This window comes from Isoalcanivorax pacificus W11-5 (genome assembly GCF_000299335.2).
Lineage (GTDB): Bacteria > Pseudomonadota > Gammaproteobacteria > Pseudomonadales > Alcanivoracaceae > Isoalcanivorax > Isoalcanivorax pacificus.
On the sequence record NZ_CP004387.1, the window covers coordinates 1,136,729 to 1,152,924 of the forward strand.

Below are 16,196 nucleotides of genomic sequence, written 5' to 3' on the forward strand. Positions count from 1 at the left end.
TTCGCTACGGGCAGGCGCTGCCGTTTTCATAGCTGCTGCTCACCACGGTATCAATCCACTGCCTGATCAACAGCACGGCTTCATCGTGCGCCACGCTGCGCGCAATCGGTGGCATCAGCCGCTGCGGATCATGTTCGGCTTCCATGCGGCAGGTGACGATGGAGGTGGTGCTGCTGCCCGGTACCACCACGTGCTGGTGACCACAGGAGCCGCCGCCGGTGGCGGTGGGTTTCTTGCAGATGCCGTAGCTGGCGTTCACGGGCCGGAAGTGGTCCAGGTAGTAGCCGGTGTTCGACGCGGCGCCACGGTCGTTGTGACAATGCTGGCAGTTCACTTCCAGATAGGCGCGCAGGCGCTGTTCGATATCCGCCGGTGAACCGGCGGTGTGAGTGCCGTCGCCCGGCACGTTCCAGCGCGGCAGGCGCTCAATGTTGGTGGCGACACCTTCGCCGTTGAGCGTCAGCGCCGGCAGGCCGGTCAGCAGCCCTTGATCGGCCCAGTACTGCAACTGGTTCACGCGCGGGAAACCGGCCTGGCCATCGGTGCCCAGGAACGCGCTTTCGGGCGCGTAGGCGCGGTTCAGGTTGCGCGCCTTCGGGCCGATCGGTGCGCTGCCGGTTTCGTTGTCGTCGTTGCCGTGGCAGGTGATGCACTGGCTGGCGTTGGGCACGGCGTAGGCGCTGGTGCTGCCGGTGGTGAGCACGCCCGTGTCGACGTCGCGGAAATGCCAGTGGGCCGGCACGGAGGCACCGCCCATGGCCAGTGTTGCAACCCGTGCGCCGCTGTCATCGGTTTCCCACACATACGGCAGCCCTTCCCAGAACGGCTTGCCGCTCTGGCTCAGGCGCTTGATCAGCAGGCGCGTTTCCACCAGTTGCTCGGTGCCGTTGGCCTCGTCGGTGAAGGCGAAGGTCTTCGCCAGCACGGTGCCGACCGGGAACATCAGCGTGCCGTTCGGGTTGTTGCCGTCCTGGCCATCCCGGAATGCGACCTGCGTGCCGGGTGGAATAAAGGCGACGCGGTATTTGCTGGCGTAGTCGGAGAACAGTTTGGTATTGAGCACAAACGGCACGCCGCCTTCATGTGGCAGGCTGCGCGGGTCCTGCGGATCGGCGAACAGGTTGTACTGCGACAACAGCGGGCAGTTCACTGCCAGTGCGGCGCGGTTGATGTCGCTGTCGCCGACATCGGCTTCGCACAATTGCCGGATGTATTCCTCGGACAATGCCGGGTCTACGTCGCCACTGGGTTCGAACGGCGGAATGGTCACGCGCGGTAGCGCCGGCAGTTCGCAGGCATGCACCGATATATCGGTGTCCGACGGAAAGTTCAGCAGGCCACCGAGAATCTCCAGCAGGCCGGTCGGGGTGAGGATGGACAAGTCCTGGCTGGCCAGCGCAATGACCAGTTCCAGGCCGTCAGTGCCGTGGATGTTCAGGTATGGCGCGCTCTCGTCGTCGAGTTCGTTGCTGTGGAAACAGGCGCCCCATTGCGGCAGTTTGCGCTCGCCCTGGTCATTGAATTTGTAGGCGTTGTAGTGGCAGCCGGGGTTGGGGTGCTGGTTGGTGTGAATCGGCTTGCCGTTGGCGTCCGCCGGCACCGGCTGGCCGTTTGCGTCGAGCGGATAGGGGCAGTCTTCGTCCAGCTCATCCAGCAGGCCGTCCCAGACGATATGCGCACCCCGGCCGAGGTTGGCCAGGTTCTGCAGGCTGTTCAGCAACTCCGCCGGATTGTTCAGCGTCGGCAGGTTCTTCAGGCCGATCAGGGTGGGCAGCAGGGTTTCGATATTGCCGCTGAGGGCGGCGCCCAGGTCCGGCGGCGGCAACGAATAACCGGAATGGCGCATCACGTTGTGATGGATGTGCAGCCCTTCGGTGTAGGGGTCGAGTTTCTTGTCGGCGGTGCCGCCGGGGCCATCGATCAGTTCATAGCTGATGTACAGCACGGCGGCGGTGCTGTGGTCTTCGAAGACGTTGTTGAACACCTCGATATTGTCATAACCGAGTGTGATCAGGCCGGAGCCGCGCGGCACCATGGACACCAGCCCGCTGTGGGCAAAGTTATAGGTATTGTTGTTGCGCGCGATGTTGTCGACCATCACCGAGGTGTCGCCGTACTGGGTAATGTTTTCCAGGTCGTAGATCAGGAAACCGCCGGTGTTGCACTCGGCCAGGTTGCTGTCGTATTCGCCGCCCTGCACGTTCTCGATCTCGAAACCCATCACGTTGTAGGCCGCGCGGCTGTTGCGGATGATTGCCGTGTTGGTCTGGCCGACATAAATGCCGGCATCGGAGGCGCCGATGGATTCGGCGTTGTCGACCAGGATGTTTTCCGATTCCACCGGGTAGACGCCGTAGCGGCCGCTGCTGGAGCTGGGTACGTAATCCGGCGCGGGGTCGCCTTCGTTCATCGGTGGTGTCGTGCAGGCCACGTTCAGGCGTTGCGCCATGTTGTCGGCGGTGATCAACCCGCCGCCGCCGGACCAGATGGCGCGGATATTTTTCAGCGTGCCCCATTTGACGCCCTTGAGTTTGAAGGCATCGCCGGGGGAATCCAGGATGGTCAGGTCCTGCACGGTAATGCCGCGCACGTTCAGGGCTTCAAGCCCGGTGACGTTGACCGAGTCGCGGAACGACAGCACCGTCTTGTCGCGCCCGCAGCCCTTGATCAGCACGTTTTCCGTGGCCTGGATCAACAGCCCCTGGTCCAGTTCGAAGAAACCGCAGCCGAAGGCGAGGGTGTCCTTGGGGCGTAACTGGATCATGGCGGCGACCATGTCGGTGGTGGCATCCGGGCCGGGTTGTACTTCGAACGTGCGGCCTTCGCTGAACTGCGGTGGCGGGTCGGTGTCACCGCCGTCGTTGCCTGCGCGGCTGCTGCCGCCACCACCGCCGCAGGCGGACAGCAGGCTGATACTGGCAACGAGCATTGCGGCAGAAAATGAAAAACGGAAATGGGCTGGCATTGTCACTGCTCCCCTGTGGCCTTAAAACGCGCCGCCTGACAGGCTGGGCCGGCACCTGGATGTTTGTTGTTCTGGCATCGCTGATTACTGGTACGTTTGTACAATCGGGGTGCGTGACAAGCTGTGTAATTATTGTGAGGTCTTCGTGAAGGCCTGAAACCGGAGGTGGCGCCATGTCGTTGGGGTTGACGTTATTGCTTGCTCTGGGCGCGGGGCTGGCGATGCCACTGGGCGCCCTGATCAGCCAGATTGTACCGTTGCGTTCCCTGGTGCAGCGCCAGGAGCTGGACAGTTTTGTGTCCTATTTCGGTGGTGGTGCCTTGCTGGCCGCCATTGCACTGGTGCTGTTGCCGCATGGCATGCAGCACGTGCCGGTGGTGCCGGCGGCGCTGGCCTTTCTGTGTGGTGGCCTGGTGTTCTGGTGGCTGGATCGCTGGCTGGCACGCAGCGGCGGGGCGGCAGCGCTGTTGATTGGCATGCTGCTGGATTTTGTGCCGGAATCCATTCTGCTGGGGGCGGCCGCCATCGATGGGTCGGGGATCGTCTGGCTGCTGGCCGGGATGATCGCATTGCAGAACCTGCCGGAAGGATTTGCGTCCTGGCAGTCATTGCGTGGCGCGAAGCAAAGCCGCCGTTACCTGCTGCCGGTGTTTCTGTTGGCGCCGTGGCTCGGGCCGCTCGCTGCATGGGCCGGTTACGGCTGGCTCTCAGGCAGCCCGATGGTGCTCGGGGGCGTGATGCTGTTCTGCAGTGGTGGCATCCTGTATCTGATTTTCGACGACATCGCGCCGCGCGCACATTTGTCCCGGCACGATTTCCCGGCGCTGGGTGCGGTATCGGGTTTTCTGCTTGGTATGGTGGGCACCATGCTGATTCACTGAGGCGGTGTTCAGAACGCCCGGCTGATGATCACGCCGCCCCAGATGCTGTTGCGTGAGGCCGGCCCTTCGGAGATTTCCCGCGTCTGGCCGCGCAGCACATAGCTCAGGCGCAGGCCGCTGCGAAACTGCTGTGTGATACCGAGCCAGGTTTCCAGCACGAAGGTTTCCAGCTCGTCGCGCGCGTACGTCACTTCACTGTCGCGAAATTGCCCCTGCAAAAAGGCATTGTACAGCCGCGCCTTGATCTGGAAGCCGCCCCACAGATACAGCTCGCTGGTATTGGCCCGTTTCACCGGCACGGATTTTTCCGCATATTCCACCAGTTGCGGATTGAACGACCACCAGGGCGTGCGCAGCAGGCCGACACGGGTGGCCATGCCCCAGGACACATCGGTGATGTAACCGACGCTGGTGCGCAGCGTGTGCGTGGTTTCGTGGTTGAGGCCGTTGCCCCAGCCGCCATCGAACACTTTCTGTTGCCGCGCCAGGCTATAGCGCGCGGTCAGCTCGCCGCCGTGCGAAATCTGGTTGTCCCAGCCTTTTGGTTCGGTGGAGCCGATCACTCGGTGGAAGCTGTCCTGCAGATCGGCGACCAGATCGAGACCGAGTACGCCCAGGGTCAGCGTGGTAGTCCAGGCCACATCGCGCCAGGGCTCTACATGCTGGGCGGTGTTGCTGACATACAGCAGGCTGGCATAGGGGCGGTCCTCGTGGCGTGCGCTTTCCTGCTCGATGTCTTCCGGCGTGAATACCGTCAGGCCCGTTTCCAGGCTGTGCAGCACTTGTCCGCTGCCGCGTGTGGCGGGCAGCAGCAGATGATTGATGCCACCCAGCAGCGGTTGCAGCGACAGCGGCCATTCAGCGGCGCGGCGGCCGGACAGTGTCAGCGAAAAACCGCCGGTGTAGTCACGGTCGGTGGAGCGTGGCGTCAGCACGTCGTTGTCGACATACAGCGCCCAGCCGGTGTTCCAGGCTTCCTGTGACTGCGCAGCGACGCTGCCGGCATACAGGGCAGGCCATAGCGTGAGAATGAGCAGGGCGGGGAAAAACGGGCGGTACATGATCGCTTGCCTCCGGTGACGCCGGGTCGGTGGGGCCTGTTCCGATCTTCCGGTGCGCCCGGCGTAGGGTGCGTGAAGAAGGCGGAGAGCCGGGCCGCGACCGGCGAATACCAGTCTGCGAGAACGGCCGGGCGGGGCGGTAGCCGGATTCAGGGGGAGAGTTGCCGGATTCTGCAGGCCAGCAATGCTGCAGTTCCCGCAAACAGTCCTTTTTTCCGGTGGCGGGCGCCCGGGTTTTTCTCTATAAATCGGGCGGTTCATGTTGCGGTGGCACAGGGCGTGCAGGGCCACCTGCTGAAAACAGACCGGTACAGGCGCTGTGGGGACTGCGTGCCGGGAAACGATTCTCCGGGGGGAACACCTATGACCAGGCGATGGGCCGCCAGGGGCGCGGCTGCCTCGGCGCTGACCTGTGCATTGCTGCCGGCATGGCCCGCGCACGCGGTGCTGCTGACCGGCGGCGCCGTCGAGACATCACTGGACTCCATCCTGTCGGTGGGGGCGACCTGGTCCACGGCGTCGCCGGACAAGGACTTCATCGGCCTCAACAAGGGCGGCAATGCGCTGTCGGAAGCCAGCGACGACGGCCGCCTGAATTTCCGTCGCGGTGACCTCGTCTCGCAGGTGATCAAGGGCGTGCACAGTCTCAGTGTCCGCTACGGCGACAGCAGCCTGTTCGTGCGCGGCAAGTACTGGTATGACGTCGAACTGCATGACGACGAACGGCCGTTCAAGCCGATCCGTGACAATGGCCGCGAGCGTGCCGCGCGCACGCGCGGCGCCCAGCTACTGGATGCCTATGTGGATCACCGTTTTGAACTGGCGGCGCAACCGGGCCTGGTGCGGCTCGGCCGGCAGGTGGTGAACTGGGGTGAAAGCACGTTTCTGCAGAGCGGCATCAATGCCATCAATCCGGTCGATGTGCCGGCGTTCCGGCGGCCCGGTGCCGAAGTGCGCGAAGGGCTGCTGCCGGTCGATCTGTTCTATCTGTCCCGGTCGCTGAGCGACAACGTCACCGTCGAGCTGTTTTATCAACTGCGCTGGGAAGCCACCGTGCTGGAAAACTGCGGTACATTTTTTTCCACCGCAGATGTGAGCGCGCGAGGCTGCGACGACAATCTGACGCTGCTGATCACCCGCGACGATACCTATGAGGCGGTCTATGCCCAGGCGCTTGCGGATGGCGCGTCGCCGGCGATGGCCGCTGTGACTGCCGACGCCACCCTGGCCGGGCTGGCGGCGCAGGGCGTGCGCTGGGGCACGCCCGATGAAGGCGTGCTCATGCCGCGCGCGCCGGACCGCGAGGCGCGCGATGCCGGGCAGTACGGTGTGGCGCTGACCACCTGGCTGCCTGCCACAGCGACGGAGCTCGGTCTGTACGCGATGACCTATCACAGCCGCACCCCGTATCTGGGTGGCATGCTGCCGGAGACGAGCGTCTATGCAAACGCCGCCGGCTTCGGCGCGCTGGCGCCGGTCGTGGTGGGTGCCAACGCGCGGTATTACCTCAGCTATCCGGAAGACATCCGCCTCTACGGCGCGAGTTTTTCCACCAGCCTGCCCGGGGGCCTGGCCTGGAGTGGCGAAGTCAGTTATCGCCCGAACCTGCCGATACAGGTCAATGCCACGGATATCGTCTATGCCGGCGTGAAACCGCTTGGCGTGGCCTATGCTGGCGCGTCGCCGCTGAGCCTGGTGCCCGGCCAGGATTATCGCGGTTACCAGCGCAAGGAAGTGACGCAGTGGCAAAGTTCGCTGATCGGCCATCTCGGGCCGGTCTTCGGTGCTGCGCAGATGACGCTGGCGGGCGAAGTCGGTGTGGTCCATACCGGTGGCCTGGAGTCCTTGCATGATGTGCGCTACGGCCCCGGCCCCGGCGGCACGCCCGGTGCAGAATGCGCCACCGGTGGTGCGCTGGTGAACTACTGCCACAACGACGGCTACGTCACCCGTACGGCCTGGGGATATCGCGCCCGCGCCATGCTGCGCTACAACGATGTGTTTGCCGGGGTGAACCTGCGGCCCTCGCTGGCCTGGTCACACGACGTGCAGGGCCATGCCGGCAACGGCGTCTTCAGCGAGGGAGATCGCGCGGTGTCTGTGGCACTGGATGCGGATTACCTCAATACCTGGTACGCGGGCATCAGCTATACCGACTACCTTGCCCATCCTGGCGATCACTTCGGTGATCGTGATTTTGTCGCCGTGAGCCTGAGTGTGAGCTTCTGACAGCATGCGGTCCTGGCGGCCCGGTGCGGCACGCTGGCCTGAAAAGCCGAAAGCGGCTGTTTCAACACCCTGATAGACTGCCGGCTGGCAGACTGCATTTTCGTGGGGTGGCATGGCTTTTTTTTCCCGATGCGTGGGTAAACCGATACGGCTGGTGCTGTGGCTCGGTGCTGGCGGCGTGCTCGGTTATATGCTGGCACAGCAGTTGGGGCCGGATGCGCAACTGGCTGACGGTGCCCGGTATCAGGGGCCATTGCAGGAAGGCCTGATGCACGGCGAGGGCCGTCTCGACTGGCCCGGCGGCAGCTATTACGAAGGCACGTTCCAGTTCGGTGAGCTGGCTGGCGAAGGCCGCATGGTGACGGCGTCCGGTGAAATTTATCAGGGCGCCATGCAGCACGGCATGATGCACGGGCCCGGTCTGCTGGAGCTGCCGGATGGCGGCAGTTATCAGGGCGAGTTTGAGCAGGGGCAACTGGTGCGCGGTGTGTTCGCCGATGCACGCGGCGGCCTGCACCAGGGCACATTTCGGCACTGGCAATTGCACGGCACCGGCCGCCTCAGCCTGCCGGACGGCAGCGAATACAGCGGCGAATTCCGTGATGGCGTACCGGTGCGCGGCCAGTTCAGCGATGGCGCCGGGGGCCATTACCAGGGCACCTTCGCCAACGGCGCGTTCGAGGGCGAAGGCGAGTACACCGATGCAGACGGCAATCTTTACCGTGGCGTGTTCCGCCACGGGCAGCTGACCGGCGAAGGCGTTTTCGAAGGCGCGGACGGGCTGCACTATGAGGGCGAGTTCGCCGACGGCCTGTTCCACGGCCAGGGCACGCTGACGGAGGCCAGCGGCGACCGCTATGAGGGCATGTTTGCCTACGGCCATCCGCACGGCGAAGGCCGGCGCCAGTTCGGTGACGACCGCCCGCCGCAGCAAGGCCAGTGGCGCCAGGGCCGCTTTCTGCCGGCGATAGCTGCACGGCAGGCGGAAACCGCCGCGCGCGTCGAGCCATTGCTGTACAACCAGCCGGCCTTGCTGGGGCAGGCGCTGGCGTCCGTGGCGCCGAGCGATGACGCCATCAATCTCTATCTGCTGGCCATTGCCGGCGATGGCACCCAGGAAGTGTTCCGCCGCGAAGTGGAATACGTCAGCGAAATGTTCGGCCACTGGTTTGATACCGGCGAGCGGCATATCACGCTGGTCAACAGCCGCACCACCACCGACACCTACCCCCTGGCCACGATCACCAGTGTGCGCCGCGCGCTGGCGCGGCTGGCAGAGCAGATGGACAACGAGCGCGACATCCTGTTCGTGTTCCTCACCAGCCATGGTTCCGCAGACCATCAGTTCTCATTGCAACAGCGCGGCCTGAGCCTGCCGTCACTGCCGGCTGCGACGCTGGCCGAACTGCTGGCGGAAAGCGGTATCCGCTGGAAAGTGGTACTGGTGTCGGCCTGTTATTCCGGCGGGTTCATTCCGCCGCTGGCGGATGAGCAGACGCTGGTGATGACCGCCGCGCGGTCGGATCGCACCTCGTTCGGCTGTTCCGATGAAGCGGATTTCACCTATTTCGGTGGTGCGTATTTCCGCGACACGCTGGCGGCGGACGGCGATTTTGTCGCCGCGTTCCACCGGGCCAGAGAGCGGGTACTGGAACGCGAAGCGGAGGAGGGCATCACGGTGCCGTCCGAACCACAGATTCATGCCCCCGAGCCGATCCTGGCACAGCTCAGGGCGTGGCAGGCGGCGCGGGAGTAACCACCCATTCCGGCTCCTCGAATTCACCGATCAGCCGGATATCACAGTACCGGGACGCCTCGCGGATGATGGCCTCCACGGCCGGGTTCGGGCGCGCTTCCATGGCATCACGCTCGGCTTTGCTGTCCCAGTAGGCGATCGCGATCAGCGTGCGCGGATCGCCGATCTTGCGATGCAGCGTGGTGCCGCGCGCCCCCGGCGCCCGCTGGATCAGTTCACTGGCACGTACCCAGGCGTCGGCATACTGTTCCGCCGTGCAGCCCTCGCGGATGTGCACTTCAAAAATGAACTTCATACCACCTCCCTGATGCGGCGATGCAAGGCCGGCAGGTACGCGCCCAGCGTGATGCCGCGTGCGATCACAAACAGCACGAACGCCAGCCACAACCCATGGTTGGCATAGTGTGGCACCAGCCACGCGGCGGCGAGCAGAAACACCCCCAGCGCCATCGCCGTCGCATTGCGCATCGGCCGGCTTTCGGTGGTGCCGATAAAAATCCCGTCGAGCTGGAACGCGACAAACGAACACAGCACATACAGCGCCGCCCAGGGCAGATAAAGACGCGCGGCCTCACGCACCGATGCGACCGTGGTCAGCGCATCGATGAACAACGGCCCCGGCCACCAGACCAGCAGTGCCAGGGCGACGGCGGTGCCCGCCGCAAGGATCGTCGAGCGCTGTATCACCAGACGGAACCACTGCGCCTGTCGCGCGCCCATGGCGCGGCCCACCTGTGATTCCACCACGAACGCGTAGCCGTCGAGAAAAAATGCCGACAGGGAAACAAACTGCAACAGGATATGGTTCGCGGCCAGCGTCACGTCGCCAAACCGTGCGCCCTGGTCGGTAAACCACGCAAAGCCGGCCAGCAGCATCAGCGTGCGCCACATGATGTCGGCGTTGGCGCGCAGTGTGCGCAGCCAGTGCTCGCGCACCATGATGCGTTGCCAGGGCCACAGCGGCGCATCATCCTGCGGGCGGATCAGCCGCACCACCATCCACAGGCCCAGCAGCAGCGAAGTCCATTCCGCGATCACCGTGCCGAGTGCGATACCGTGCACGCCCCAGCCGAAACCGGCCACGAACAGCACGTCCAGCAACACGTTCAGGCCGTTCAGGAACAGTTGCAGCCACAACAGTTGCCGTGTGTGGCCGAGGCCGATCAGTGTACCGAGCAGGGCGAACAGCCCCAGTGTCGCGGGGGCGCCCCAGATACGCACATGAAAATATTGCTGCACGCCCAGCTCGACGGATTCGCTGCCGTTGAGCAGCGCCAGCGCGGCCAGGCCCAGCGGCCACTGCAACAGAATGAGCAGCACGCCAATGCCCAGCCCGAGCAGCAGCGCACGGGCAAACGCCGCACGCACCTCCGGCCAGTCACCGGCACCGGCGGCCTGCGCGGTAAACCCGGTGGTGCCCATGCGCAGAAAACCGAAGCCCCAGTACAGAAAACTGAATATCAGCGCGCCCAGCGCAATGGCACCGAGCGCGGCAGCGTCGCCGGTGCGGCCGATCACCGCCGTATCCGCCAGGCCCAGTAGCGGCACGGCGGCGTTGGCCAGAATCACCGGGATGGCCAGCCGGATCAGGTCGCGGTAACCGGGAATGCTCATGAGCGATGGCGCTCGCGATAATCAGAAGGCGTTTCGCCGGTCCAGCGGCGAAACGCCCGGGTGAAATTGGCCGGGTTGTCGTAACCCAGGCGTGTGGCGATATCGCGCACCGGCAGTGGCGAGTGCGCCAGCCAGCGGCGCGCGTCCTGTTGCCGGGCTTCTTCGAGCAACAGCAGGTACGAGGTGCCCTGTTGTTGCAGCCGGCGTTTCAAGGTGCGGCTGCTGATATGCAGCGGTGCGCAAAGGGCGGCCAGTGTCGGGTAGCCACCGCCGTCCTGCGGCACCAGCGCGGCGCGTACGTGGGCGATGATATCGCTGTCCTGCCCGGCGGCCAGCGCCAGTTCCCGCTCGCACAGGGCAATGGCCTGCTGCGAGGCGAGCGGATCGGCCAGCACCGGGCGCAGCGACAGATAATGCGCCGGCAGGCGCAACAGGTTGCCGCGCTGGTTGAAACGCAGTGTCGGCAGCCGCGCGGCCCAGGCGGCGTAATAGGGCGGCTCGGGCATGTCGAACCAGATTTCCAGATCGGGCAGTTCCGCCAGCGTGCGGCCCAGCAGCACGGCGGTGGCCCCGGCCAGGCCGAGCAGGATGTTCTCGATAAAGAAGGCGCGCGCCACCGGGATCGGTTGCCGCTGGATCAGCGACAGATACCCCACGTCACCGTCTTCATGAAATTCGAAACTGAAACCCGCCTGTCGCAGCCGGTTGTAGCGCGCCGAGATTTCCTGTGCCTGGCGCAGGCTGGCGCTGCTCATGGCGGCGTAGCCGAGCACACCGTGCACGGTGGGGCGCATGCGCAGGCCGTACTCGTAACCCAGGCCGGGGTCATCGGTCAGCGCCTGGGCACGCAGCACCAGCCGGGTCCATTGCAGCGGCGACATGCGCGCCTGGCTGTCGTCCAGCAGGGCCGGGTCCAGCGGCTGTTCGTGCAGCAGTTGCGCGGCGCTGATGCCGCGCTCGCCGAGGATCTCCACCAGCAGCTGCAGGTAGGCGATGGGGATGGACGGTTGGTGCTGGAAATCGCGCAAGGGATGGCTTCGGCTGGCGGATGGCCCCTGATGATAAGCAACCTGGCGCCCGTCCGCATCACGCGCCGCCCGGTGGCCGGATAGAATCATCGGCCAATGTCACGGTTGCAGTGCAAGGAGACACCATGACGCGTAACACATTGAAAGGAAAGGTGGTGGCCATCACCGGCGGCGGGCGGGGCATCGGCCTGGCCATTGCCCGGCGGCTCAGCCAGGCGGGGGCCAAGGTCAGCCTCGGCGATATCGACGTGGTCCTGGCGGAGCAGGCCGCCGCCACACTGAACGGCGTGGGCCTGCCGCTGGATGTGCGCGACCGGGGGGCGTTCCGGGCCTTTCTGGACGCCACCGAGCGGGCACTGGGACCGCTGGATGTGCTGATCAACAACGCCGGCATCATGCCCGCCGGGGATTTTCTGGCCGAGGACGACGACCTCAGCGACACCCAGATCGACATCAATTTCCGTGGCGTGGTGCACGGCTGCAAGCTGGCCCTGCCGGGCATGCTCGCGCGCGGGCACGGCCAGGTGGTGAACGTCGCCTCCATGGCCGGCAAGCTGGCCGTGCCGGGGCTGGCGGTGTACTGCGGCACCAAGTTCGCGGTGGTCGGCTTCACCGAGACGCTGCGTGAGGAATACCGCGACAGCGGTGTGCAGTTCACCACCGTGATGCCGGCCAAAGTGACCACCGAACTGGCGTCCGGCACCGAGCAGGCCGGGCGCGGCGTGCCGACGGCGTCGCCGGAGCAGGTCGCGGACGCGGTGTTCGACGCGCTGGTGGAGCGCCTGCCGGAAGTCACCGTGCCGCGTTACCTGGCGGCGGTGGCGCCGCTGCAAGGCGTGGCGCCGTCGAGGCTGCTGCGCAGCGTGCGGCGCCTGTTCGGCGACCGCCGCATTCTGGAACAGATCGACGAGCGCGCCCGCGCCGGTTACACGCAGCGCATCAACGCGCTGTCTTCCCGTGGTTCGAAACAGGGTTTGTCATGACTGCACACTTATTTGACGTATTGGTGATCGGCGCCGGTATCAGCGGCATCGGCGCCGCCATCCGCCTGCGCGAACAGGGCGTGGACAATTTTGCCGTGCTGGAAAAGGCCGACAGCCTGGGCGGCACCTGGCGCGACAACACCTATCCCGGCTGCGCCTGCGACGTGCCGTCGGCACTGTATTCCTACTCCTTTGCGCAGAAGCCGGACTGGAGCCGGCTGTTCGCCGGGCAACAGGAAATTCTGCACTATGTGCGCGACACCGCCGCGCGCCACGATGTGCAGCGCTACATCCGCTTTGGCGAGGAACTCGAAGAGGCTGCCTGGGATGAGGCGCAATGTGCCTGGCGGGTGCGCACGGTGCGCGGTGAATACCGGGCGCGGGTGGTTATCTCCTGCACCGGCTACCTGCACGAGCCGATCATGCCGGACCTGCCGGGCCTGGCCGATTTTCCCGGCAAGGTATTTCATTCCTCGCGCTGGGATCACGACCATGACCTGCGCGGCGAGCGCGTGGCCGTGATCGGCACCGGTGCCTCCGCGATCCAGTTCGTGCCGGAAATCCAGCCGCAGGTGGCGCAGCTGAAGGTTTACCAGCGCACCCCGCAATGGATACTGCCGAAACCGGACAGCACGCTGAATGCCGTGCAAACCGGCCTGCTGGGGCTGCCCGGTATCAAGCAATTGCTGCGCGGGTTGCTCTATACCGGCTTTGAAACTTTCGGCATCGGTTTTCGCAAACCGGCCATGCTGAAACAGGTGGAGCGCCTGGCGCGGGCGCATCTCCGCATGGCGATCAAGGACCCGGCGCTGCGCGAAAAAGTCACACCGGATTACACGCTCGGCTGCAAGCGGGTACTGCTCTCGAACAATTATTACCCGGCACTGGCGCAGCCGAATGTGGAAGTGTTCGCCACCGGTGTGCGGGAAATCCGTGGCAACGTGATCGTGGCGGATGACGGCAGCGAACGTGCGGTGGACACCATTATTCTGGGCACAGGTTTTCATGTCACCGACCAGCCCATTGCACAGCGTGTGCGGGGTGTCGGTGGCGACACGCTGGCCGGCCTCTGGGCCGGCAGCCCGGAGGCCTATCGCGGCACCACCATCCATGGTTTCCCGAACCTGTTTCTGGTGCTCGGGCCGAACCTCGCCATTGGCCACAACTCGGCGTTTATCGTCATCGAATCGCAGATCCGGTATGCCATGTCCGCGCTGGCGGCGATGCGCGAGCACCGGCTGGCAAGGGTGGAAGTGCGTGCTGCCGCGCAGCAAAAATACAATGCACGGGTGCAGGCCGCGCTGGCCGGCACGGTCTGGAACACCGGCGGCTGTTCCAGCTATTACATCGACGCCAACGGCAAAAACAGTACCGGCTTTCCCTGGAGCACGGTGACCATGCGCCGGTTGTTGTCGCAGTTCGATCTGGAAAGTTATGACGTGGTCCCGGACGTGCTGGAGGTCAACGATGTCGCTGTCGTCTGACAAACGCGCGCTGGTGCTGGGCTGTGGCGGCGTCGCCGGCGGTGCCTGGTCGATTGCCGCCCTGGCCAGCCTGGAGCAGCAACTCGGCTGGGACGCGCGCAGCGCCGATATCCTGATCGGCACCTCGGCGGGCGCCGTGCTGGCCGCCTTGCTGGCGGCGGGGATGCCGGTATCGCGGTTGCTGGCCAGCCAGCGTGGCGAGGCGCCGGAGTGTCTCTGGGACCACGACACGGCCACCGGCGGCGCCTTGCCGCCATTGCCCGGTGCCTCGTTTACCGGCCTGCCGCTGTTGCGCCGGGGGCTGCGTCGCGAAGTCGCGCCGCTGACCGCGCTGGTGGGGGCACTGCCTCGCGGCCGCGCGGACGTGACGCCCTTTATGGATCTGATCGACAGCGTGGTGCCCGCCGGTGAATGGGCGCCACACCCGAATGCCTGGATGATGGTGGTGGACCGCGACAGCGGCGAGCGTGTCGCGCTGGGTCGTGACGACTCTCCGCGCATGCCGCTCAATCTGGCTGTCTGTGCGTCCTATGCCGTGCCCGGCTGGTGTCCGCCTGTGCGATGGCAGGGCCGCACGTATCTGGATGGCGGTATCGCCTCGCCGGTGTCGGCGGACATGCTGCTGGGCACCGGCGTCCGCGAAGCCGTGGTGCTGGCGCCGATGGCCTCGCGTCACCCGGACGCGCCACGTTCGCCGCTGGCAAAAATCGAGCGGCGGGTGCGGCGCTACATGACGGCCATCGTCGATCGTGAAGTGGCGGCTCTCGAACACTCCGGCATTCGCGTCATCCGGCTGGAGCCGCAAGCGGATGACCTGCGCGCCATCGGCTTCAACATGATGGATCCGGCCCGGCGCAGGCAGGTGTTTGAGACAGCGCTGAGGACGACGGCCCGGCAGGTCGAGGGGGTGTGAAGGGCGGTCGGACGTCGGACGTCTGACGTCGGACGCCAAAAAAACAGGGAGCGAAACCCAGGCAATTACTCTCCAGCTCCCTTTTTGCCTTTTCTTTTAGCGTCCGACGTCAGACGTCCGACCCTTCCCCACACTGGCCACTCACCTCCCACCCGGCTAAAGTACCCCTATCCGCTCCCCGTCCTGTCCAGGTCAGTCTCCATGTCACTGCCGTTGTCCCGTTTTGTCCCTGATAACTTCACCCTCGCACTGATTGTCACCGTGGTCCTGGCCTCGGTGCTGCCGGCACAGGGACAGGTGGGCGTGGCCTTCGAGTGGATCACCATGGCGGCCATCGCGCTGCTGTTCTTCCTGCACGGTGCCAAGCTGTCGCGCCAGGCCATCCTTGCCGGCGCCATGCACTGGCGCCTGCACCTGCTGGTGTTTTCGCTGACCTTTGTGTTGTTTCCACTGCTGGGCCTGGCACTGAAACCGGTGCTGTCGCCCCTGGTGACCCCGGAGTTGTACCTGGGCCTGCTGTACATGTGCGCCCTGCCGGCCACGGTGCAATCGGCAATTGCATTCACTTCCCTGGCGCGCGGCAATGTGCCGGCGGCCATTTGCAGTGCCTCGGCGTCCAGCCTGCTCGGTATTTTCCTGACCCCACTGCTGGTGAAACTGTTGCTGGATACCCAGGGCGAGGCCGGTTCCACACTGGACGCAATCCAGAAAATCGTGCTGCAACTGCTGGTGCCCTTTATTGCCGGCCAGGTGGCGCGGCGCTGGATCGGCGCCTGGGTGGCGCGCAACAGTGCCTGGCTGCGCTATGTGGACCAGTCGTCGATTCTGCTGGTGGTCTACACCGCCTTTGGTGACGCGGTGCTGGAAGGGCTCTGGCACCAGGTGCCGTGGCCGGCGCTGATCGGTCTGGTGGTGGTCTGCTGCATTGTACTGGCCCTGGTGCTTGGCCTGAGTACCTGGCTGGCGCGGCTGTTCGGTTTCAACAAGGAAGATGAAATCACCATCGTGTTCGGCGGCTCGAAAAAAAGCCTCGCCACCGGCGTGCCGATGGCGCAGGTCCTGTTTGCCTCCGGTTCTGTGGGCGCCATGCTGTTGCCGCTGATGATCTTTCACCAGATACAGTTGATGGTGTGCGCGGTGATCGCGGCACGCTATGCGCGGCGGACTGACACACTGTAAGCCGTTTCCCTGTCGTGGCATGGCGACAGGCTTACACCGTTTTCCGTCATGACCCACAGCGCGTCTGGCGGGAGCCTTGTCATACTGCCTGCCGTATCAGACG

General features: G+C 65.0%; 12 protein-coding genes. 7 read left to right on the plus strand and 5 right to left on the minus strand.

The features are described from left to right. Positions 1-4 precede the first annotated feature (4 nt). The gene (locus tag S7S_RS05205; RefSeq protein ID WP_008737391.1) at positions 5-2,965 is read right to left on the minus strand and encodes a parallel beta-helix domain-containing protein; all 2,961 of its coding nucleotides are present in this window, start codon (positions 2,963-2,965) and stop codon (positions 5-7) included. Between the two features lie 173 nt (positions 2,966-3,138). Here S7S_RS05205 and S7S_RS05210 point away from each other — a divergent pair, with 173 nt between their 5' ends. Beyond that, positions 3,139-3,846 carry a ZIP family metal transporter gene (locus tag S7S_RS05210; protein ID WP_008737393.1) on the plus strand — a complete coding sequence of 236 codons (708 nt, stop codon included), beginning with the start codon at positions 3,139-3,141 and terminating at the stop codon, positions 3,844-3,846. Between the two features lie 8 nt (positions 3,847-3,854). Here the strand turns inward: S7S_RS05210 and S7S_RS05215 are convergent, their stop codons facing one another. Beyond that, entirely contained in the window at positions 3,855-4,907 is a 1,053-nt protein-coding gene (locus S7S_RS05215; RefSeq protein ID WP_008737395.1) for a lipid A deacylase LpxR family protein, read from the minus strand. A 363-nt stretch (positions 4,908-5,270) separates the two neighbouring features. Between S7S_RS05215 and S7S_RS05220 the strand changes: the two genes are divergently transcribed. Both S7S_RS05220 and S7S_RS05225 read left to right on the plus strand, forming a co-directional pair. After that, positions 5,271-7,136, plus strand: a complete 1,866-nt coding sequence (locus S7S_RS05220) for a DUF1302 domain-containing protein (RefSeq protein ID WP_008737397.1) — start codon at positions 5,271-5,273, stop codon at positions 7,134-7,136. A gap of 133 nt (positions 7,137-7,269) precedes the next feature. Beyond that, positions 7,270-8,892, plus strand: coding sequence for a C13 family peptidase (locus tag S7S_RS05225; protein ID WP_238582940.1), 1,623 nt, complete (start codon positions 7,270-7,272; stop codon positions 8,890-8,892). On the opposite strand, the gene S7S_RS05230 is transcribed toward S7S_RS05225, so the two are convergent. From S7S_RS05230 to S7S_RS05240, 3 genes are read right to left on the minus strand one after another with little or no spacing between them, the layout of a single operon-like run. Then, the gene (locus tag S7S_RS05230; protein WP_008737401.1) at positions 8,864-9,187 is read right to left on the minus strand and encodes an antibiotic biosynthesis monooxygenase family protein; all 324 of its coding nucleotides are present in this window, start codon (positions 9,185-9,187) and stop codon (positions 8,864-8,866) included. The genes S7S_RS05225 and S7S_RS05230 overlap by 29 nt on opposite strands. After that, a complete protein-coding gene (locus tag S7S_RS05235; RefSeq protein WP_008737403.1) occupies positions 9,184-10,506 on the minus strand; it encodes an MATE family efflux transporter in 1,323 nt (440 codons plus the stop codon). The genes S7S_RS05230 and S7S_RS05235 overlap by 4 nt, the downstream gene beginning before the upstream one ends. Continuing rightward, positions 10,503-11,534 carry an AraC family transcriptional regulator gene (locus S7S_RS05240; RefSeq protein ID WP_008737404.1) on the minus strand — a complete coding sequence of 344 codons (1,032 nt, stop codon included), beginning with the start codon at positions 11,532-11,534 and terminating at the stop codon, positions 10,503-10,505. Before S7S_RS05240 ends, S7S_RS05235 begins: the two co-directional genes overlap by 4 nt. A 125-nt stretch (positions 11,535-11,659) precedes the next feature. Between S7S_RS05240 and S7S_RS05245 the strand changes: the two genes are divergently transcribed. From S7S_RS05245 to S7S_RS05260, 4 genes are all read left to right on the plus strand, one after another. Next, on the plus strand, positions 11,660-12,517 hold the full coding sequence (locus S7S_RS05245; RefSeq protein ID WP_008737406.1) for an SDR family oxidoreductase: 858 nt from the start codon (positions 11,660-11,662) through the stop codon (positions 12,515-12,517). Then, positions 12,514-14,001, plus strand: coding sequence for a flavin-containing monooxygenase (locus tag S7S_RS05250; RefSeq protein ID WP_008737407.1), 1,488 nt, complete (start codon positions 12,514-12,516; stop codon positions 13,999-14,001). The genes S7S_RS05245 and S7S_RS05250 overlap by 4 nt, the downstream gene beginning before the upstream one ends. Beyond that, the gene (locus tag S7S_RS05255; protein WP_008737409.1) at positions 13,985-14,914 is read left to right on the plus strand and encodes a patatin-like phospholipase family protein; all 930 of its coding nucleotides are present in this window, start codon (positions 13,985-13,987) and stop codon (positions 14,912-14,914) included. The genes S7S_RS05250 and S7S_RS05255 overlap by 17 nt, the downstream gene beginning before the upstream one ends. A 201-nt stretch (positions 14,915-15,115) precedes the next feature. Then, entirely contained in the window at positions 15,116-16,093 is a 978-nt protein-coding gene (locus tag S7S_RS05260) for a bile acid:sodium symporter family protein (RefSeq protein ID WP_008737410.1), read from the plus strand. Positions 16,094-16,196: the final 103 nt, after the last annotated feature.

Bases quoted from the DNA above. Each gene is read 5' to 3' on its own strand.
- S7S_RS05205 (WP_008737391.1), bottom strand. From the start codon at position 2,965: ATGCCAGCCCATTTCCGTTTTTCATTTTCTGCCGCAATGCTCGTTGCC.
- S7S_RS05210 (WP_008737393.1), top strand. From the start codon at position 3,139: ATGTCGTTGGGGTTGACGTTATTGCTTGCTCTGGGCGCGGGGCTGGCG.
- S7S_RS05215 (WP_008737395.1), bottom strand. From the start codon at position 4,907: ATGTACCGCCCGTTTTTCCCCGCCCTGCTCATTCTCACGCTATGGCCT.
- S7S_RS05220 (WP_008737397.1), top strand. From the start codon at position 5,271: ATGACCAGGCGATGGGCCGCCAGGGGCGCGGCTGCCTCGGCGCTGACC.
- S7S_RS05230 (WP_008737401.1), bottom strand. From the start codon at position 9,187: ATGAAGTTCATTTTTGAAGTGCACATCCGCGAGGGCTGCACGGCGGAA.
- S7S_RS05235 (WP_008737403.1), bottom strand. From the start codon at position 10,506: ATGAGCATTCCCGGTTACCGCGACCTGATCCGGCTGGCCATCCCGGTG.
- S7S_RS05245 (WP_008737406.1), top strand. From the start codon at position 11,660: ATGACGCGTAACACATTGAAAGGAAAGGTGGTGGCCATCACCGGCGGC.
- S7S_RS05250 (WP_008737407.1), top strand. From the start codon at position 12,514: ATGACTGCACACTTATTTGACGTATTGGTGATCGGCGCCGGTATCAGC.
- S7S_RS05255 (WP_008737409.1), top strand. From the start codon at position 13,985: ATGTCGCTGTCGTCTGACAAACGCGCGCTGGTGCTGGGCTGTGGCGGC.
- S7S_RS05260 (WP_008737410.1), top strand. From the start codon at position 15,116: ATGTCACTGCCGTTGTCCCGTTTTGTCCCTGATAACTTCACCCTCGCA.